Raw genomic sequence first — 15891 nt, 5'->3', positions numbered from 1 at the left:
ATCGCGCACGGGCGGCAGGGCGCCGCCCGGATCGCAACCGCTTCGAGGGAGCGTTCATGACGAATCCGCCGGTGGTCGAGATGATCGGCATCGACAAGGCATTTCCGGGTGTCAGCGCGCTGCGGCGCGTCGACTTCCGGCTGTATCCGGGCGAAATCCATGCGCTGATGGGCCAGAACGGCGCCGGCAAGTCGACGCTGATCAACGTGCTCACCGGCGTGCATGCGCACGACGCGGGCGAGATCCGCGTCGGCGGCGCGCCCGTGCGCTTCGCGGCGCCGCGCGAAGCCGAGGCGGCCGGGATCCAGACGCTCTACCAGGAAGTCAATCTGTGCGCGAACCTGTCGGTCGCGGAGAACATCTTTGCGGGACGGCAGCCGATGCGGCGCGGCGCGATCGACTGGAACGCGATCCATGCGCGGGCGCGTGCCGCGCTGGCCGAGCTCGACCTGTCGCTCGACGTCACGCGCTCGCTCGACGCGTATCCGATCGCCGTGCAGCAGATGGTCGCGATCGCGCGCGCCGTGTCCGTCGACGCGCGCGTGCTGATCCTCGACGAGCCGACCTCGAGCCTCGACGACGGCGAAGTCGCGCGACTGTTCGACGTGCTGCGCCGGCTCAAGGCATCGGGCATCGCGATCCTGTTCGTCACGCACTTCCTGGAGCAGACCTATGCGGTGTCCGACCGGATCACCGTGATGCGCAACGGCGAGCGCGAAGGCGAGTACCTGGCGCGCGACCTGCCGGTCGATGCACTGGTCGCGAAGATGACGGGCCGCGAGCAGATGTCCGACACGCTGCAGGCGGGCGCCGCCGCGGCCGGGCAGACGACCGGTGCAGCCGCGCCGTTCCTGTCGATGCAGGGCGTCGGCCGGCGCGGGATGATGAGCCCGCTCGATCTCGACGTGCGGCCCGGCGAAATCGTCGGGCTGGCCGGGCTGCTCGGCTCGGGCCGCACCGAAACCGCGCAGCTCGCGTTCGCCGCGGCGCGTCCGGATACCGGTGCGATCGAGATCGGCGGCGCGCGCGCGCGGCTGACATCCCCGCACGACGCGGTCCGGCACGGGATCGCGTATTGCCCGGAGGATCGCAAGAAGGAGGGCATCGTCGCCGCGCTGTCGATCCGCGAGAACATCGTCCTCGCGCTGCAGGCGCGGCGCGGCTGGTGGCGGCTGATCGGGCGCGCGCGCCAGCGCGAGATCGCCGATTCCTACATCGCGCGGCTCGGCATCAAGGCGCGCGACGCGGAGCAGCCGATCGGGCTGCTGTCGGGCGGCAACCAGCAGAAGGTGCTGCTCGCGCGCTGGCTCGCGACGGACCCGAAGCTGCTGATTCTCGACGAACCGACGCGCGGCATCGACGTCGCCGCGAAATTCGACATCATGGAGCGCGTGCTCGCGCTGTGCGCGAAAGGGCTCGCGATCCTGTTCATCTCGTCGGAGATCGGCGAGGTCGTGCGCGTGAGCCACCGCATCGCGGTGCTGCGCGACCGGCGCAAGGTCGCCGAACTGAGCGGCGCCGATGCGTCCGAGGAGCAGGTGTACCGCTTGATCGCGGGAGGCCAGTCATGATGCGCTTGCGCACGCTGTTTCGTCATCCGCTTGCGTGGCCGGTGCTGACGCTCGCGCTGCTGCTCGCGCTCGATGTCGTGCATCGTCCCGCGTTCCTGTCGGTCGTGCTGCTCGACGGCCACCTGTTCGGCGCGCCGATCGACATCCTGAACCGCGCGGCGCCGCTCGCGATCGTGTCGCTCGGGATGACGCTCGTGATCGCCACGCGCGGGATCGACATCTCGGTTGGCGCGATCGTCGCGATCGCCGGCGCGGCCGCGGCGATCGTGCTCGACGCGGATCCGTCGCGGGTCGGCGCGGCGCTTGCCGCCGCGCTCGGCGTCGGGCTGCTCGCGGGCGCGTGGAACGGCCTGCTCGTCGCCTTCGTCGGGATGCAGCCGATCATCGCGACGCTGATCCTGATGGTGGCCGGCCGCGGCGTCGCGCAGCTGCTGACGGGCGGCCAGATCATCCCGATCGGCGCGCCTGCCTACCTCGCGCTCGGCGGCGGCTATCTCGCGACCGTGCCATGCGCGGTGTGGATCGCGCTCGCGACGATCGCCGCGACCGCGCTGCTGGTGAATCGCACGGCGCTCGGACTGTTCATCCGCGCGATCGGCGTGAACCCGGTCGCGACGCGGCTCGTCGGGCTGCGCTCGGGTGCGGTCGTGTTCGGCGTCTATCTGTGTTCGGGCGTGATGGCGGCGCTCGCCGGCATCCTCGCGAGCTCGAACGTGCGCAGCGCCGACGGCAACAACGCGGGGCTGCTGCTCGAACTCGACGCGATCCTCGCGGTGACGCTCGGCGGCACGTCGCTGCTCGGCGGCCGCTTCAGCCTCGCCGGCTCCGTGCTCGGCGCATTGATCATCCAGACGCTGACCTATACGACCTATTCGATCGGCGTGCCGCCCGAGGCGACGCTGGTCGTCAAGGCGATCGTCGTGATTGTCGTGACGCTGATCCAGTCGGAGGCGGCGCGTGCGCCCGTCGTCCGGCTCGCGTCGAAGCTGCTGCCTTCCGCGCGTTCGCGCGCCACTCCCGGAGCGATGCAACGATGACCCGATTCCTTGGCCGGCTCGCCGACCCGCGCACGCTGCCGATCGTCGTGACGATCGCGCTGTTCATCGCGCTGTTCGGCTTCGGGTCCGTGATGTACACGGGCTTCTTCTCGATGCAGGTGCTCACCGGGCTGCTCGTCGACAACGCATTCCTGCTGATCGTCGCGATCGGCATGACCTTCGTGATCGTGTCGGGCGGGATCGACCTGTCGGTCGGCTCGGTGGTCGCGCTGACGACGATCCTGTGCGCGGTCGGCGCCGAGCGGCTGCACTGGCCGGTGTGGGCGATCGTGCCGCTGGTGCTCGCGCTGGGCACGCTGTACGGCGCCGCGATGGGCGCGCTGATCCACTATTTCAGGCTGCAGCCGTTCATCGTCACGCTGGCCGGGATGTTTCTCGCGCGCGGCGCGTGCTTCCTGATCACGACGCAGTCGATCACGATCAACGAGCGGACGTTTCATGCGATCGCGGGCATCAGCGTGCCGGTCGGCGGCGGCACGCTGAGCGCGGGCGCGCTGATCGCGCTCGCGACGCTGGCCGCCGCGATCTACGTCGCGCATTTCACGCGCTTCGGCCGCAACGTGTATGCGATCGGCGGTAACGAGCGCTCGGCGCTGCTGATGGGGCTGCCGGTCGCGCGCACGAAGATCGGCGTCTACGCGCTGAGCGGGCTGTGCTCGGCGCTCGGCGGCGTGGTGTTCACGTTGTACGTGCTGTCGGGTTACGGGCTGCAGGCGCAGGGCATGGAGCTCGACGCGATCGCCGCGACCGTGATCGGCGGCACGCTGCTCACGGGCGGCGTGGGTTACGTGATCGGTTCGGTATTCGGCGTCGGCATCCTCGGCACGATCCAGGTGCTGATCACGTTCGACGGCACGCTGAGTTCATGGTGGACGCGGATCGTGATCGGCGCGCTGCTGTGCGTGTTCTGCATGCTGCAGCGGGTGATCGAGCGGCATGCCGCGCGGCGCCGTACGGGCGGCACGGGGCTCGATGCGCAGCGGCGCAAGGACGATACCGCGCCGGCGCGGCACGCGCCGCCCGAAGAGGACGCGGCGCCGATCCCGACGATGCGGCGCGCGTAGCGCAGCAGTTCGCACGGCGCCGGCCGCACCGGGGTCTGTCGCGGGCCCGGGTGCGGCCGGCGCCGCGTCACGCGCGAACGGCGACGCGATACTGCGTCGTCTGCCGGTAGACGGCGCCCGGGTGAACGATGACCTCGTCGCGCAGGTCGGGCATGTTGACCTGGTCCGGAAAGCCGCCGGCTTCGACGCACAGGCCGGCGTGCCGCGCGCAGCGCGTACCGCCGCTCACGCGCACGCCGTCGAGATGGTTGCCGGTGTAGAGCTGGAGGCCGCGCTGGTCGGTCGACACGACGAGCTCGCGGCCGCTTTCCGGATCGTAGATGCGTGCGACCGGCCTGACCGCGCAGATGCCGTTGCGCAGCACGAAGCAGTGGTCGAAGCCGCGCGCCCGCGCGAGCTGTGCATGCGGCCAGTCGAGGCGCGCGCCGAGCGGCGCGCTCTGACGGAAATCGAACGCGGTGCCGGTCACGTCCGCGGCGCCGGTCGGGATCAGCGCGTCGTCGACTTCGAGGAAGGCATCGGCGTCGATGCTCAGCACGTGGCCGCGCACGTCGCTGCCGGCGCGGCCGTTGAGGTTGAAATAGCTGTGATTCGTCAGGTTGAGCGGCGACGGCGCATCGGCGACACCGGTGTAGTCGATCGTCAGCGTGCCGTCGTCGTCGAGCGTGTAGCGGACCTGCACGCTCACGTTGCCGGGGAAGCCGGCGTCGCCTTCGGGCGAATCGAGCTGCAGCGTGAGCCCGCCGCAGTCGTCGACGACGGCCCAGCGCTGGCGGTGAAAGCCGTTCGCGCCGCCGTGCAGCAGGTTGCCGCGCTCGTTGCGGTCGAGCCGGTAGTCGACGCCGTCGAGCGTGAAGCGCGCACCGGCGATTCGGTTCGCCCACCGGCCGATGGTCGCGCCGAGGTAGACGCCGGATTCGACATATTCCGCGGGCGTGTCGTGCGCGAGCACGATATCGGCGAAGCGGCCGGTGCGGTCGGGCGCGAGCCACGACACGACGGTCGCGCCGAGGTCGCTGACGACGACGCGCATCCCGTGCGCATTGCGCAGCGTGTAGCGCCGCACCGCGTCGCCGTCGGGCAGCGTGCCCCAAGGCTCGGAATGCAGGCGGGCGACGCCGGGCGCCGGGCGGGGGGAATCGGTATCGATATGCATGGGTGGATTCGATGTGAAGGGCCGGCTTCAGTGCGCGGCGACGGCGGCGCGTTCCTGGTATTCGCGCGGCGTGCATCCCAGCTCGCGCCGGAACACTGCGTACATGTACTGGAGCGACGTAAACCCGCAGCGGATCGCGACTTCGGCGCTCGATGCCTGTCGACCGGCGAGCAGCGCCTGCGCCGCTTCGAGCTTGTGGCGCAGGATCTCCTGATGCACGGTGCGCTGCAGTTCGCGCCGGAAGTGTTCTTCGAGCAGCGAGCGCGACACGCCCACGTAGTCGGCGACCTGTTCGGTCTTGATGCCCTGGCACGCGTACTGGCGGATGAAATGGCGGGCGCGCATCACGTGCGGGCTCGCGAGCGGCTGGTGGCGCGTCGATTCGAGCACGTTGATGCCGACCGGCGGCACGAGGATCCGCCGGTCGGGAAAACGCGCGCCGCGCAGCATCTGATGCAGCAGGTGCGCGGCGGTCCGGCCCATTTCCTCGGTGCCCTGGATGACGGACGACAGCGGAATGCGCGTCAGCGTGCGCGTGAGCGGATCGTTGTCGATGCCGATGATCGCGACCTGTTCCGGCACCGCGAGGCCGGCGATCAGGCAGGCCTGCAGCAGGTGCCGCGCGCGCGCGTCGGTCACCGCGATGACGCCGACCGGCTTCGGCAGCGCATGCAGCCAGCCGATCAGCTGCTCGATCGCATGATTCCACTCCGATGCGCTCGTCGACAGCCCGCGGTAGATCGGTGCGTCGAGCCCGTCCGCGCGCGCGAGCCGGTCGAACGCCAGTTCGCGCTGCTGCGCCCAGCGGTTCTGCTGCGCGACGGGCAGGCTGTACATCGCGAAGTGCGCGAGGCCGGCGCCGATCAGGTGCGTGTAGGCGAGCGACACGAGCTTCGCGTTGTCGGTCGCGATATACGGCACGCCCGGCGGATACTGCGCCGGATTCTCGTAAGACGAGCCGAGCGCGACGATCGGCAGCGGCGAGCCGGCGAGCGCGTCGGCCACGGCCGGATCGTCGAAGTCGGCAATGATGCCGTTGCCGTCGAAATGCTCGATGCCGGCGAGCCGGCAGCGGAAGTCGTCTTCGAGGAACAGGTCCCACACCACGCGCGTCGAGCGCAGGTACTGGCCGATGCCGCTGATGATCTCGCGGTCGTAGACCTTGTTGGCGTTGAACAGCAGCGCGATGCGGTGCGGCGTCTGGGCGGAAGGGGGACGGGTCATCTCGGTCTCGAAGCGCGCGCCGTCCGGGGCGTCACGCGGTTGTCTCCGGGCGCGCGCGGTGTCGCGCGCTTGTCTTGCGTTCGCCGATTGTAGGACGGAACGCGCGCCGTGCGCAGCACGCTGGCAAGAAACGTTAAGCGTGCTGCGCAATTTCGCAATTGCGGGCGCCGGGGCGCGGAGGCACGATCCAGCCAGATCGAATTCGGCGCCGCGCGATCGCGATGCGCGCCGCACCGCAACAAGAAACCGGATGGAGACGCCATGTCGTATTTCGAACAGATTCCCGCGATTCGCTACGAAGGTCCGCAGTCGGACAACCCGCTGGCTTACCACTATTACGACCGCACGAAGAAGGTGCTCGGCAAGACGCTCGAAGAGCATCTGCGGATCGCGGTGTGCTACTGGCACACGTTCGTGTGGCCGGGTCACGACATCTTCGGCCAGGGCGCGTTCAGGCGTCCGTGGCAGCAGCCGGGCGACGCGCTCGAACGCGCGCGGCAGAAGGCCGATGCCGCGTTCGAGTTCTTCTCGAAGCTCGGCACGCCGTTCTATACCTTCCACGACACCGACGTCGCGCCGGAAGGCGACAACCTTCGCGAATACGTGGAGAACTTCGCGCGGATGGTCGACTACCTCGGCGAGCGCCAGCAGGCGACCGGCGTCCGGCTGTTGTGGGGCACCGCGAACCTGTTCTCGCATCCGCGCTTCGCGGCGGGCGCGGCGACCAACCCGAATCCCGACGTGTTCGCATGGGCGGCCACCCAGGTGCGTCACGCGCTCGACGCGACGCATCGGCTCGGCGGCGAGAACTACGTGCTGTGGGGCGGCCGCGAAGGCTACGAGACGCTGCTCAACACCGATCTCGTTCGCGAACGCGAACAGCTTGCGCGCTTCCTGTCGATGGTCGTCGAACACAAGCACCGGATCGGCTTCGACGGCGCGCTGCTGATCGAACCCAAGCCGCAGGAGCCGACCAAGCACCAGTACGACTACGACGTCGCGACCGTGCACGGCTTCCTCACGCAATACGGATTGCAGCACGAGATACGCGTGAATATCGAGGCGAATCACGCGACGCTCGCCGGCCACTCGTTTCATCACGAGATCGCGAACGCGTTCGCGCTCGGCGTGTTCGGCAGCGTCGACGCGAATCGCGGCGATCCGCAGAACGGCTGGGACACCGACCAGTTTCCGAACAGCGTCGAGGAGCTGACGCTCGCGTTCTACGAGATTCTGCGCCACGGCGGCTTTACCACGGGCGGCATGAACTTCGACGCGAAGGTGCGTCGCCAGAGCGTCGATCCGGAGGATCTGTTCTACGGCCATGTCGGCGCGATCGACGTGCTCGCGCTCGCGCTCGAACGCGCCGCCGTGCTGGTCGAGAACGACCGGCTCGACGCGCTGCGCCGGCAGCGCTACGCGCAGTGGGACAGCGCGTTCGGCCGCGAGATCCTGTCGGGCGGCTACACGCTCGAGTCGCTCGCCGCCGATGCGCTCGCACGGGGCGTGAACCCGCAGCACGCGAGCGGCGCACAGGAACGGCTCGAGAATATCGTGAACCAGGCGATCTACGGGCTGCGTTGACGTGATGTACATCGGACTCGATCTCGGCACCTCGGGCGTGAAGGCCGTGCTGCTCGACCGCGACGGCGCGGTGCGGGCCAGCGCGAGCCGGCCGCTCGCGGTGAGCCGGCCGCGGCCGCGCTGGTCCGAACAGGCGCCGCACGACTGGTGGGATGCGGCGTGCGGCGCGCTCGCCGCGCTCGTCGCCGATGCGCGTGCGGCCGGCATCGATCCGCGCGACATCGATGCGCTCGGCCTGACCGGGCAGATGCATGGCGCGACGCTGCTCGACGCGCACGGCGACGTGCTGCGCCCGGCGATCCTCTGGAACGACGGGCGCGCGGATGCGGAGTGCGCGGAACTCGAGCGACTGGCGCCCGCGCTGCACGCGGTCGCCGGCAATCTCGCGATGCCGGGCTTTACGGCGCCCAAGCTGCTGTGGGTGCGCAGGCACGAACCCGAGGTCTTCGCGCGGATCGCGCAGGTGCTGCTGCCGAAGGACTATCTGCGCTACCGGCTGACCGGCGTGTTCGCGACCGATCCGTCGGATGCGGCGGGCACGCTGTGGCTCGACGTCGCGAAGCGCGACTACGACGACGCGCTGCTCGCTGCGTGCGGATTGTCGCGCGCGCAGGTGCCTGCCGTGTTCGAGGGCAACCGCATCACCGGCACGCTGCTGCCGGCCGTCGCCCGCACGCTCGGGCTGCGCGAGATTCCGGTGGTCGCGGGCGGCGGCGACAACGCGGCCGGCGCGGTCGGCGTCGGCATCGTGCGGCCCGGCGATGCGTTGCTGTCGCTCGGCACGTCGGGCGTTTATTTCGCGGTATCGGACGGCTTTCGCGCGAATCCGGACTCGGCGGTGCACAGCTTCTGTCACGCGCTGCCGCACACCTGGCACCTGATGTCGGTGATGCTGAATGCGGCCGGCTGCGTCGATTTCACCGCGCAGCTGGCCGGTTACGACGGCGTCGCCGCGCTGCTCGCCGACGCGGAAACGAACGCGCGCGCGGACCGCCCGTGGTTCCTGCCTTACCTGAGCGGCGAACGCACGCCGCACAACGACGTGAACGCGAAGGGCGTGTTCTACGGGCTGACGCCCGACACGCAGCGCGCGGATCTCGCGAACGCGACGCTCGAAGGCGTCGGCTTCGCGCTGCTCGACGGGATCGACGCGCTGCATGCGGCCGGGCTGGCACCCGAAAGCATCACGGTCATCGGCGGCGGCTCGCGCAGCGCGTACTGGACGCAGATGCTCGCCGACCTGAGCGGCCGCGCGCTGACGCTGCGCGCCGGCGGCGAGGTGGGCCCGGCGCTCGGCGCCGCGCGGCTCGCGCATCTGGCGCTCGAACCGGATGCATCGCTCGACGCGGTGTGCCCGCAGCCGCCCGTGGCGGCGGTGCGGGAGCCCGACATGGCGCGCCACGCGTGGTATCGCGACGTGCGGCGGCCGACCTTTCGCGCGCTGTATCGCGCGCTCGAACCGGTGTTTGCGGCCGGTGCGTGAAAGCCGGCTGCCCGGCATTCGTAGCAGTCCAATAAAGAGGAGTGGAGACATGAAAACCGTGACGCGTCGTACCGTACTGAACGCGCTGGCCGGCACCGCCGCGCTGGCGGCCCTCGCGCTTTGCGCGCCGCTTGCGCATGCGAGCAAGGACAAGCCCGAGATCGGCTTCTGCATCGACGACCTGCGCGTCGAGCGCTGGTCGCGCGACCGCGATTATTTCGTCGCCGCGGCGACGAAGCTCGGCGCGAAAGTGTCCGTGCAGTCGGCGGATGCCAGCGAGGAGCGGCAGATCTCGCAGATCGAGAACCTGATCTCGCGCGGCGTGGACGTGATCGTCATCGTGCCGTTCAATTCGAAGACGCTCGGCAACGTCGTGGCCGAAGCGCGCAAGGCGGGCATCAAGGTGGTGTCGTACGACCGGCTGATTCTCGACGCCGACGTCGATGCCTACATCTCGTTCGACAACGAGAAGGTCGGCGAACTGCAGGCGCAGGGCGTCTACGACGCGAAGCCGAAGGGCAATTACTTCCTGCTCGGCGGCGCGCCGACCGACAACAACGCGAAGATGCTGCGCGAAGGGCAGATGAAGGTGCTGAAGCCAGCGGTCGATCGCGGCGACATCAAGATCGTCGGCCAGCAGTGGGTGCCCGAGTGGAGCGCGTCGACCGCGCTGCGGATCGTCGAGGATGCGCTGACCGCGAACAACAACAAGATCGACGCGATCGTCGCGTCGAACGACGGCACCGCGGGCGGTGCGATCCAGGCACTCGCCGCGCAGCATCTGGCCGGCAAGGTGCCGGTGTCCGGGCAGGATGCCGACCTCGCGGCGGTCAAGCGCGTGATCGCCGGCACGCAGACGATGACCGTCTACAAGCCGCTCAAGCTGATCGCGAGCGAAGCGGCGAAGCTCGCCGTCGATCTCGCGAAGGGCACCAAACCCGCCTTCAACGCGCAATACGACAACGGCAGGAAGAAGGTCGACACGGTGCTGCTGCAGCCGACGCTGCTCACCAAGCGCAACGTCGACATCGTCGTGAAGGACGGCTTCTACACCCAGGCGCAGCTGGCGAGCCAGTAACGGCGCGACGCGCGGGCCGCCAACCGGCGCGTCCGCGCGCCTACTGCGAGGCATGAACGAATGACCGAACCCTTGCTGACGATGCGCGGCATCGTCAAGGAATTCGACGGCGTGAAAGCGCTCGACGGCATCGACCTGACCGTGCGGCCCGGCGAGTGCGTCGGGCTGTGCGGCGAGAACGGCGCGGGCAAGTCGACGCTGATGAAAGTGCTGTCGGGCGTCTACCCGCACGGCACCTGGGACGGCGAGATCCGCTGGGAAGGCGCGCCGCTCGTCGCATCCGGCGTGCGCGACACCGAGCGCGCGGGCATCGTGATCATCCACCAGGAGCTGATGCTGGTGCCCGAGCTGTCGGTGGCCGAGAACATCTTCCTCGGCAACGAGATCACGCTGCCGGGCGGGCGCATGCACTATGCGGCGATGATCGGGCGAGCCGAGGAACTGCTGCGCGAACTGCGGATCGACGCGATCAACGTCGCGCAGCCGGTGACGAACTACGGCGGCGGCCACCAGCAGCTGATCGAGATCGCGAAGGCGCTGAACAAGCGTGCGAAGCTGCTGATCCTCGACGAACCTTCGTCGTCGCTGAGCGCCGCCGAGACGCGCATCCTGCTCGACATCGTGCGCGACTTGAAGCGCCGCGGCGTCGCATGCGTGTACATCTCGCACAAGCTCGACGAGGTCGAGGCCGTGTGCGATACGGTCACCGTGATCCGCGACGGCCGCCATGTCGCGACCGAGCCGATGCGGACGCTGACGACCGACCGGATCATCGCGATGATGGTCGGCCGCGAGATTCGCGACCTGTATCCCCGCGAGCCGCATGAAATCGGCGAGGTCGTGCTGGAGGCGCGCCACGTGACCTGCCGCGACGTGACGAACCCGCGCCGCAAGCGGGTGGACGACGTGTCGTTCAGCGTGCGGCGCGGCGAGATCCTCGGCGTGGCCGGGCTCGTCGGCGCGGGGCGCACCGAGCTGATGCAGGCGATTTTCGGCGCGTATCCGGGCGCGTGCACGGCGACCGTGCTGATGAACGGGCAGCCGCTCGCGATCCGCTCGCCGTCCGACGCGATACGCGCCGGCATCGCGATGGTGCCCGAGGATCGCAAGCGCCACGGCATCGTGCCGCAGCTCGGCGTCGGCCACAACATCACGCTGGCGGTGTTGCGGCGCTTCGCGGCGCGCGGGCGGATCGACGCGGCCGCCGAGCTCGACGCGATCCGCACCGAGATGCAGCGCCTGTCGGTGCGCGCCGCGCATCCGTTCCTGCCGATCGCGAGCCTGTCGGGCGGCAACCAGCAGAAGGCGGTGCTGGCGAGAATGCTGCTGGCCGAGCCGCAGGTGCTGATTCTCGACGAGCCGACGCGCGGCGTCGACGTGGGCGCGAAGGCCGAGATCTACCGTCTCGTGTTTGCGCTCGCCAGGCGCGGCGTCGCGCTGATCGTCGTGTCGTCGGAACTGCCCGAAGTGCTGGGGCTGGCCGACCGCGTGCTGGTGATCGGCGAAGGCGAGCTGCGCGGCGACTTCGTCAACGACGGCCTCACGCAGGAACAGATACTCGGCGCCGCACTGAAGCCGGTCGCGCGGCCGACCGAACCTAACGCAGCGAGTGTGATATGAATTCCGAACTGTCTTCTTCCACGCCGGCCGCGCAGGACGCCGCGGCGCGCCGCCCGGGCGGCCGTCTCGACGGGCGTCCGCTGCGCCAGCTTTTCGTGCGCTACAAGATCCTCGCGCTGCTGTTCGCGGTCGTCGCGATCTGGGCGTTTTTCTCGGTGCTGACCGACGGCGCGTTCGTCACGCCGCGCAACCTGTCGAACCTGCTGCGGCAGATGTCGATCACCGGCATGCTCGCGTGCGGGATGGTGTTCGTGATCATCGCGGGCGAGATCGACCTGTCGGTCGGCTCGCTGCTCGGGCTGCTCGGCGGCGTTGCGGCGATCCTCGACGTGAATCGCCATTGGCCGGTCGCGGCGACGGTGCCGGCCGTGCTCGCGCTCGGCGTGCTGGCCGGCCTCTTCAACGGCTGGTGGTCGACCTATCGGCGCGTGCCGTCGTTCATCGTCGGGCTCGGCGGGATGCTCGCGTTTCGCGGCATCCTGCTCGGCGTGACAGGCGGCTCGACGATCGCGCCGGTGTCCGACGGGTTCGTGTTCCTCGGGCAGGGCTACCTGCCGCGCGTGGCGGGGGACGGCCTCGCGCTGCTGCTGTTCGCGCTCGTCGCGTTGCTGGTCGTGCGCCAGCGCGGCACGCGGCGCCGCTACCGGCTCGCGGTCGCACCGCTGTGGCAGGACGCCGTGAAGATCGCGGGCGCGGGCGTCGTGCTGTTCGCGTTCGTTGCGACGCTCGACCGGTACGGCGGCATTCCGGTGCCGGTGCTGCTGCTGCTCGCGCTGCTCGGCGTGTTCTCGTGGATCGCGACGCAGACCGTGTTCGGCCGGCGCATCTATGCGGTCGGCTCGAACCTCGAGGCGACGAGGTTGTCCGGCGTCGACACCGATCGCGTGAAGCTCGCGATCTTCGCGCTGATGGGGCTGATGTGCGCGTTCGCGGGCATCGTGAACACCGCGCGGCTTGCGGCGGGCTCGCCGTCGGCGGGCACGATGGGCGAACTCGACGCGATCGCCGCGTGCTTCATCGGCGGCACGTCGATGCGCGGCGGCTCGGGCACCGTCTATGGCGCGCTGATCGGCGCACTCGTGATGGCGAGTCTCGACAACGGCATGTCGATGCTGGACGTCGACGCGTACTGGCAGATGATCGTCAAGGGCGCGGTGCTGGTGCTGGCGGTGTGGATCGACGTGGTGTCGCGGTCGAATCGGCGGTGAGGGGGGCGGCCGGCCTGGAGGAGCGTACGCGGAACAGGCCGGTCGAACGCCTTCAGGACAGGCCAAGCCGGCGAGGCATCGAGTCGAAGTCGGCCTCGAAGTGGAACGCGCGGAAGTGATTTGCGCGCGGAACGAGCGCTACGGCCGACGGATGCCGGTGCAAGGGGCGTCCCATCGAGTTGCTTTGCATGCTCATCGGGTCTCGGAGCCGAGACGGCACGAAAAGCTGCGTTGAGACGGTGAAAGTGTTTCAGCGGTGGTACATCGAACCGATCATGCGGGGATCGTCCCTGCCGAGCGTGCCGCGCCCGAACGGCTGCGCGAGAGGCCGAAAGGACGTTTCAGTGTTGATACATAAGCGGCCCGGTCGAGAAGTTCTTTACCGACGCGTGGCGCAACGTGATCGCGTGACGCCAACCCGCCGCATCCGACCAGCGTCTGCTGGCGGGAATCTCGAAGGGCATCATTCATCCCGGGCGCGCGGGCGACGAAGCGCGCAAGGTCGTCGATTCTCATGCCCGGGCGTCAGCGTTGTTACCGCCCCTTGATCAGCAGAACAACAACGAGGATCGCGACCAGCGCAGCGAGCCACTTCAAGCCGGCGAACACCTTGTCGAGCCTTTCCGTCAATGCGCCGATGGCATTCCCGTCGCCCGCGCGCACCGCCACCTGCGCGGGCTGGCCGTCTCCGGGCAGGTTGACTTTCGGCAGATCGATGGCGAGATAGACGACATATCCGCTGGCTGATGGCGGCGTTTCCACCGGACTGCCGTCCTGGCCGGGGCGCAGGAACACGCGCAGCCCGCCGGCCTGCGGGGCGCCAGACGGGGCCGACGTGTAGACGCCCCGCAGGCACAACCCGGCCTTGACAGCGGTCACCCGTCCCGCTTCGACGCCGTCGGCAAGCGCCTGCATGCTGCTGGCCGGCACGTCGCACAACGCCCACCACTGAGCCGGCTCCTGCATCTCATCGTCGGACTCGTTGTAGCCGAGCCTTGCCGTGCCGAGCGGGTCGTCGGACAGGGCGATACCGAGTTCGTCCTGCAACGCGCGAAGACCTCGTCGTTCAGTCGCGCCAATCTCGCGGGCCGCGAAGGTGATGTGGACCGTGCGCGTGCTGTTGTGCGCCTCGCCAATGATCGACAGCCGGCAATCGTCCAGACTCGCGGTTCCCTGCACATAAGTCGACAGCGTCGAACAGGCTGCGCCGCCCGCAGGCTCCAGCCGCGTGACGACCTGGATGTCCTGCAGCGTGAGCCACAGCGACTTCACCGGGTAGTACGTCTGCACGTTGCCATCGGCGCCGATGCACTCGAGCGTATGACCGGCGCATTCCCTGATCTCGATACGATTTCGCGTGCGCGCGTGCAGCCGGTCGTCGCTTTCATGCAGGCCGCGTCCCTCGTAGTGGGCGAGTTGCGCGGCGTCGGGAAATGCCGTGGATGTCCTGGGCGCCATCCTGACGTCATCCAGAACGTCGTCGTGGCTGCGGACTGCCGTGACGAGCATGCCGGCACGGCCGATCGAGGCGGCGCGGGCCTGCGAAAGCATTCCGGACGGCGTATCGGCGACGGAAAGCACATTGCCGGCCGCCAGGCCGGGCGTGATCTCGGCCACCTGAGCCGCGAGCGGATCGACGTACGGCTGTTGCGGCGCGTCCGAGACTTTCACGAGCGCAGGAAGCAGTCGAGTCAACAGGTCTGCGTACGGCGCGAGCAGCGGCAGGAACAGACAGGCGAGCACCAGGTTGAACAGCGTATGGAAGTCGGCCACCACGCGTCCGTTGTCCGGTTCGATCCTGACCATGAGGCAGCCGATCGGCGTGAGTGCTGCAAGCGCAAGCACCACGCCGATCGACAGAATGAGCAGATTGCCGATCGACACGCGCCTGGAAGCCGCATCGTGCGTTACCGTCCCCTCCAGCACGGGGTGGATGGCCGCACCCAGGTTTGCCCCCATCACGAGTGCAAAAGCGGTATCGGGCGGGATGACGTTTTGCGCGCAGAGCGTCATGATCAGCAGAACGATAGCGACGTTCGAATCGGCGGCCCAGGTCAGACCGGCTGCCAGCACGACGTCGATCAGCGGCACCGTCGAGACGTCGCCCAGCAACATCCGAAGGCTCGGCGCATCCTCGTAGTCCGTCATCAGCTCCTGCAGATGATGCAGGGCGAGCAGCAACAGGCCCAGGCCGATGAACATGCGCCCCAGTTCATGTGCGCGCGTGTTCGATACCTTGCGAAACATCAGCATACCCACGAGTATCAGCGCGGGCGACACGGTCTCGACTTCGAACGACAGCGCCTGCACGATCAACGTCGTCCCGACGTTCGCGCCGAGCATCATGGCCAGCGCCGGGACCAGGCCGATGCGTCCCTGCGCGGTGAATTCCTCCGTCATGACGGCGGTCGTCGAGCTGCCTTGCAGCACCGCCGTCACACCCATGCCGCCGAAGAAGGCGGGAAGTCGCCCATCGAGCGCCCGTTCCAGCAACGACCGCAGGCCTGCGCCGAAGGCACGCTGCATGCCGGTCTGAAGCATCTGCGTGCCAAGCAGCACCAGGGCAATAGAGCCGGCGAGATCGATCAGTGTGAACGTGAATGTCATGATTGCGCTTCCCCGACGCCGACCGATTGCACTTGCCACTTTTCTGTCGCGCGGCCCGCTCGCACGCGCTGCTGGTTCTGACGGACACGCGAGTCCGAATGCATGTTGTTGCGTCGCGGAAAACGCAGCTGCGGGAGAAACACGTTCTACCGGGCGGATACGTTCGGGCGCGCGTCGTCGACAGCGCTACTCGTCAAGCAAGTAGCGTTCCGGCCTTGGCCATTCATTGCTTTGCGGG

Annotated in this window: 11 protein-coding genes; 8 read left to right on the top strand and 3 right to left on the bottom strand. The window is 68.8% G+C overall.

The window, feature by feature from the left end; translation table 11 throughout:
• Nucleotides 1-56: 56 nt before the first annotated feature.
• From WS57_RS16605 to yjfF, 3 genes are read left to right on the top strand one after another with little or no spacing between them, the layout of a single operon-like run.
• Nucleotides 57-1571: a sugar ABC transporter ATP-binding protein gene (locus WS57_RS16605; RefSeq protein WP_059516647.1), complete on the top strand. Its 1515-nt coding sequence runs from the start codon at nucleotides 57-59 to the stop codon at nucleotides 1569-1571.
• Nucleotides 1568-2608, top strand: a complete 1041-nt coding sequence (locus WS57_RS16600; protein ID WP_059516649.1) for an ABC transporter permease — start codon at nucleotides 1568-1570, stop codon at nucleotides 2606-2608. The genes WS57_RS16605 and WS57_RS16600 overlap by 4 nt, the downstream gene beginning before the upstream one ends.
• The gene (gene yjfF, locus WS57_RS16595) at nucleotides 2605-3693 is read left to right on the top strand and encodes a galactofuranose ABC transporter, permease protein YjfF (protein WP_038454705.1); all 1089 of its coding nucleotides are present in this window, start codon (nucleotides 2605-2607) and stop codon (nucleotides 3691-3693) included. The genes WS57_RS16600 and yjfF overlap by 4 nt, the downstream gene beginning before the upstream one ends.
• A 67-nt stretch (nucleotides 3694-3760) precedes the next feature.
• Here the strand turns inward: yjfF and WS57_RS16590 are convergent, their stop codons facing one another.
• Both WS57_RS16590 and WS57_RS16585 read right to left on the bottom strand, forming a co-directional pair.
• On the bottom strand, nucleotides 3761-4849 hold the full coding sequence (locus WS57_RS16590) for an aldose epimerase family protein (RefSeq protein ID WP_009694711.1): 1089 nt from the start codon (nucleotides 4847-4849) through the stop codon (nucleotides 3761-3763).
• Between the two features lie 27 nt (nucleotides 4850-4876).
• Entirely contained in the window at nucleotides 4877-6073 is a 1197-nt protein-coding gene (locus tag WS57_RS16585) for a XylR family transcriptional regulator (RefSeq protein ID WP_069244557.1), read from the bottom strand.
• A 261-nt stretch (nucleotides 6074-6334) separates the two neighbouring features.
• Between WS57_RS16585 and xylA the strand changes: the two genes are divergently transcribed.
• The 5 genes from xylA to WS57_RS16560 are packed head-to-tail and all read left to right on the top strand — an operon-like array spanning nucleotide 6335 to nucleotide 13046.
• Complete coding sequence (gene xylA, locus WS57_RS16580; RefSeq protein WP_059602424.1) at nucleotides 6335-7657, top strand: xylose isomerase; 1323 nt, start codon at nucleotides 6335-6337, stop codon at nucleotides 7655-7657.
• Between the two features lie 4 nt (nucleotides 7658-7661).
• Entirely contained in the window at nucleotides 7662-9140 is a 1479-nt protein-coding gene (gene xylB / locus WS57_RS16575) for a xylulokinase (protein ID WP_059602426.1), read from the top strand.
• 49 nt (nucleotides 9141-9189) lie between these two features.
• Nucleotides 9190-10218, top strand: a complete 1029-nt coding sequence (gene xylF / locus WS57_RS16570; RefSeq protein WP_009690583.1) for a D-xylose ABC transporter substrate-binding protein — start codon at nucleotides 9190-9192, stop codon at nucleotides 10216-10218.
• Between the two features lie 60 nt (nucleotides 10219-10278).
• Entirely contained in the window at nucleotides 10279-11838 is a 1560-nt protein-coding gene (xylG, locus tag WS57_RS16565) for a D-xylose ABC transporter ATP-binding protein (RefSeq protein WP_009690582.1), read from the top strand.
• Complete coding sequence (locus tag WS57_RS16560) at nucleotides 11835-13046, top strand: sugar ABC transporter permease (protein ID WP_009690581.1); 1212 nt, start codon at nucleotides 11835-11837, stop codon at nucleotides 13044-13046. Before xylG ends, WS57_RS16560 begins: the two co-directional genes overlap by 4 nt.
• 534 nt (nucleotides 13047-13580) lie before the next feature.
• Here the strand turns inward: WS57_RS16560 and WS57_RS16555 are convergent.
• Nucleotides 13581-15653, bottom strand: a complete 2073-nt coding sequence (locus WS57_RS16555; RefSeq protein ID WP_059602431.1) for a Na/Pi cotransporter family protein — start codon at nucleotides 15651-15653, stop codon at nucleotides 13581-13583.
• Nucleotides 15654-15891 lie beyond the last annotated feature (238 nt).

It is taken from the genome of Burkholderia pseudomultivorans (assembly GCF_001718415.1).
In the GTDB taxonomy this organism is placed as follows: Bacteria; Pseudomonadota; Gammaproteobacteria; order Burkholderiales; family Burkholderiaceae; genus Burkholderia; species Burkholderia pseudomultivorans_A.
Note: the sequence above shows the minus strand (reverse complement) of the source record. Positions and strands in the feature narration are given on the sequence as shown.

Excerpts from the sequence above, each read along its gene's own strand:
- xylG (WP_009690582.1), top strand. The coding sequence starts at position 10,279 with ATGACCGAACCCTTGCTGACGATGCGCGGCATCGTCAAGGAATTCGAC.
- xylF (WP_009690583.1), top strand. The coding sequence starts at position 9,190 with ATGAAAACCGTGACGCGTCGTACCGTACTGAACGCGCTGGCCGGCACC.
- xylA (WP_059602424.1), top strand. The coding sequence starts at position 6,335 with ATGTCGTATTTCGAACAGATTCCCGCGATTCGCTACGAAGGTCCGCAG.
- WS57_RS16590 (WP_009694711.1), bottom strand. The coding sequence starts at position 4,849 with ATGCATATCGATACCGATTCCCCCCGCCCGGCGCCCGGCGTCGCCCGC.
- WS57_RS16585 (WP_069244557.1), bottom strand. The coding sequence starts at position 6,073 with ATGACCCGTCCCCCTTCCGCCCAGACGCCGCACCGCATCGCGCTGCTG.
- WS57_RS16605 (WP_059516647.1), top strand. The coding sequence starts at position 57 with ATGACGAATCCGCCGGTGGTCGAGATGATCGGCATCGACAAGGCATTT.
- WS57_RS16555 (WP_059602431.1), bottom strand. The coding sequence starts at position 15,653 with ATGACATTCACGTTCACACTGATCGATCTCGCCGGCTCTATTGCCCTG.
- WS57_RS16560 (WP_009690581.1), top strand. The coding sequence starts at position 11,835 with ATGAATTCCGAACTGTCTTCTTCCACGCCGGCCGCGCAGGACGCCGCG.
- WS57_RS16600 (WP_059516649.1), top strand. The coding sequence starts at position 1,568 with ATGATGCGCTTGCGCACGCTGTTTCGTCATCCGCTTGCGTGGCCGGTG.
- xylB (WP_059602426.1), top strand. The coding sequence starts at position 7,662 with ATGTACATCGGACTCGATCTCGGCACCTCGGGCGTGAAGGCCGTGCTG.
- yjfF (WP_038454705.1), top strand. The coding sequence starts at position 2,605 with ATGACCCGATTCCTTGGCCGGCTCGCCGACCCGCGCACGCTGCCGATC.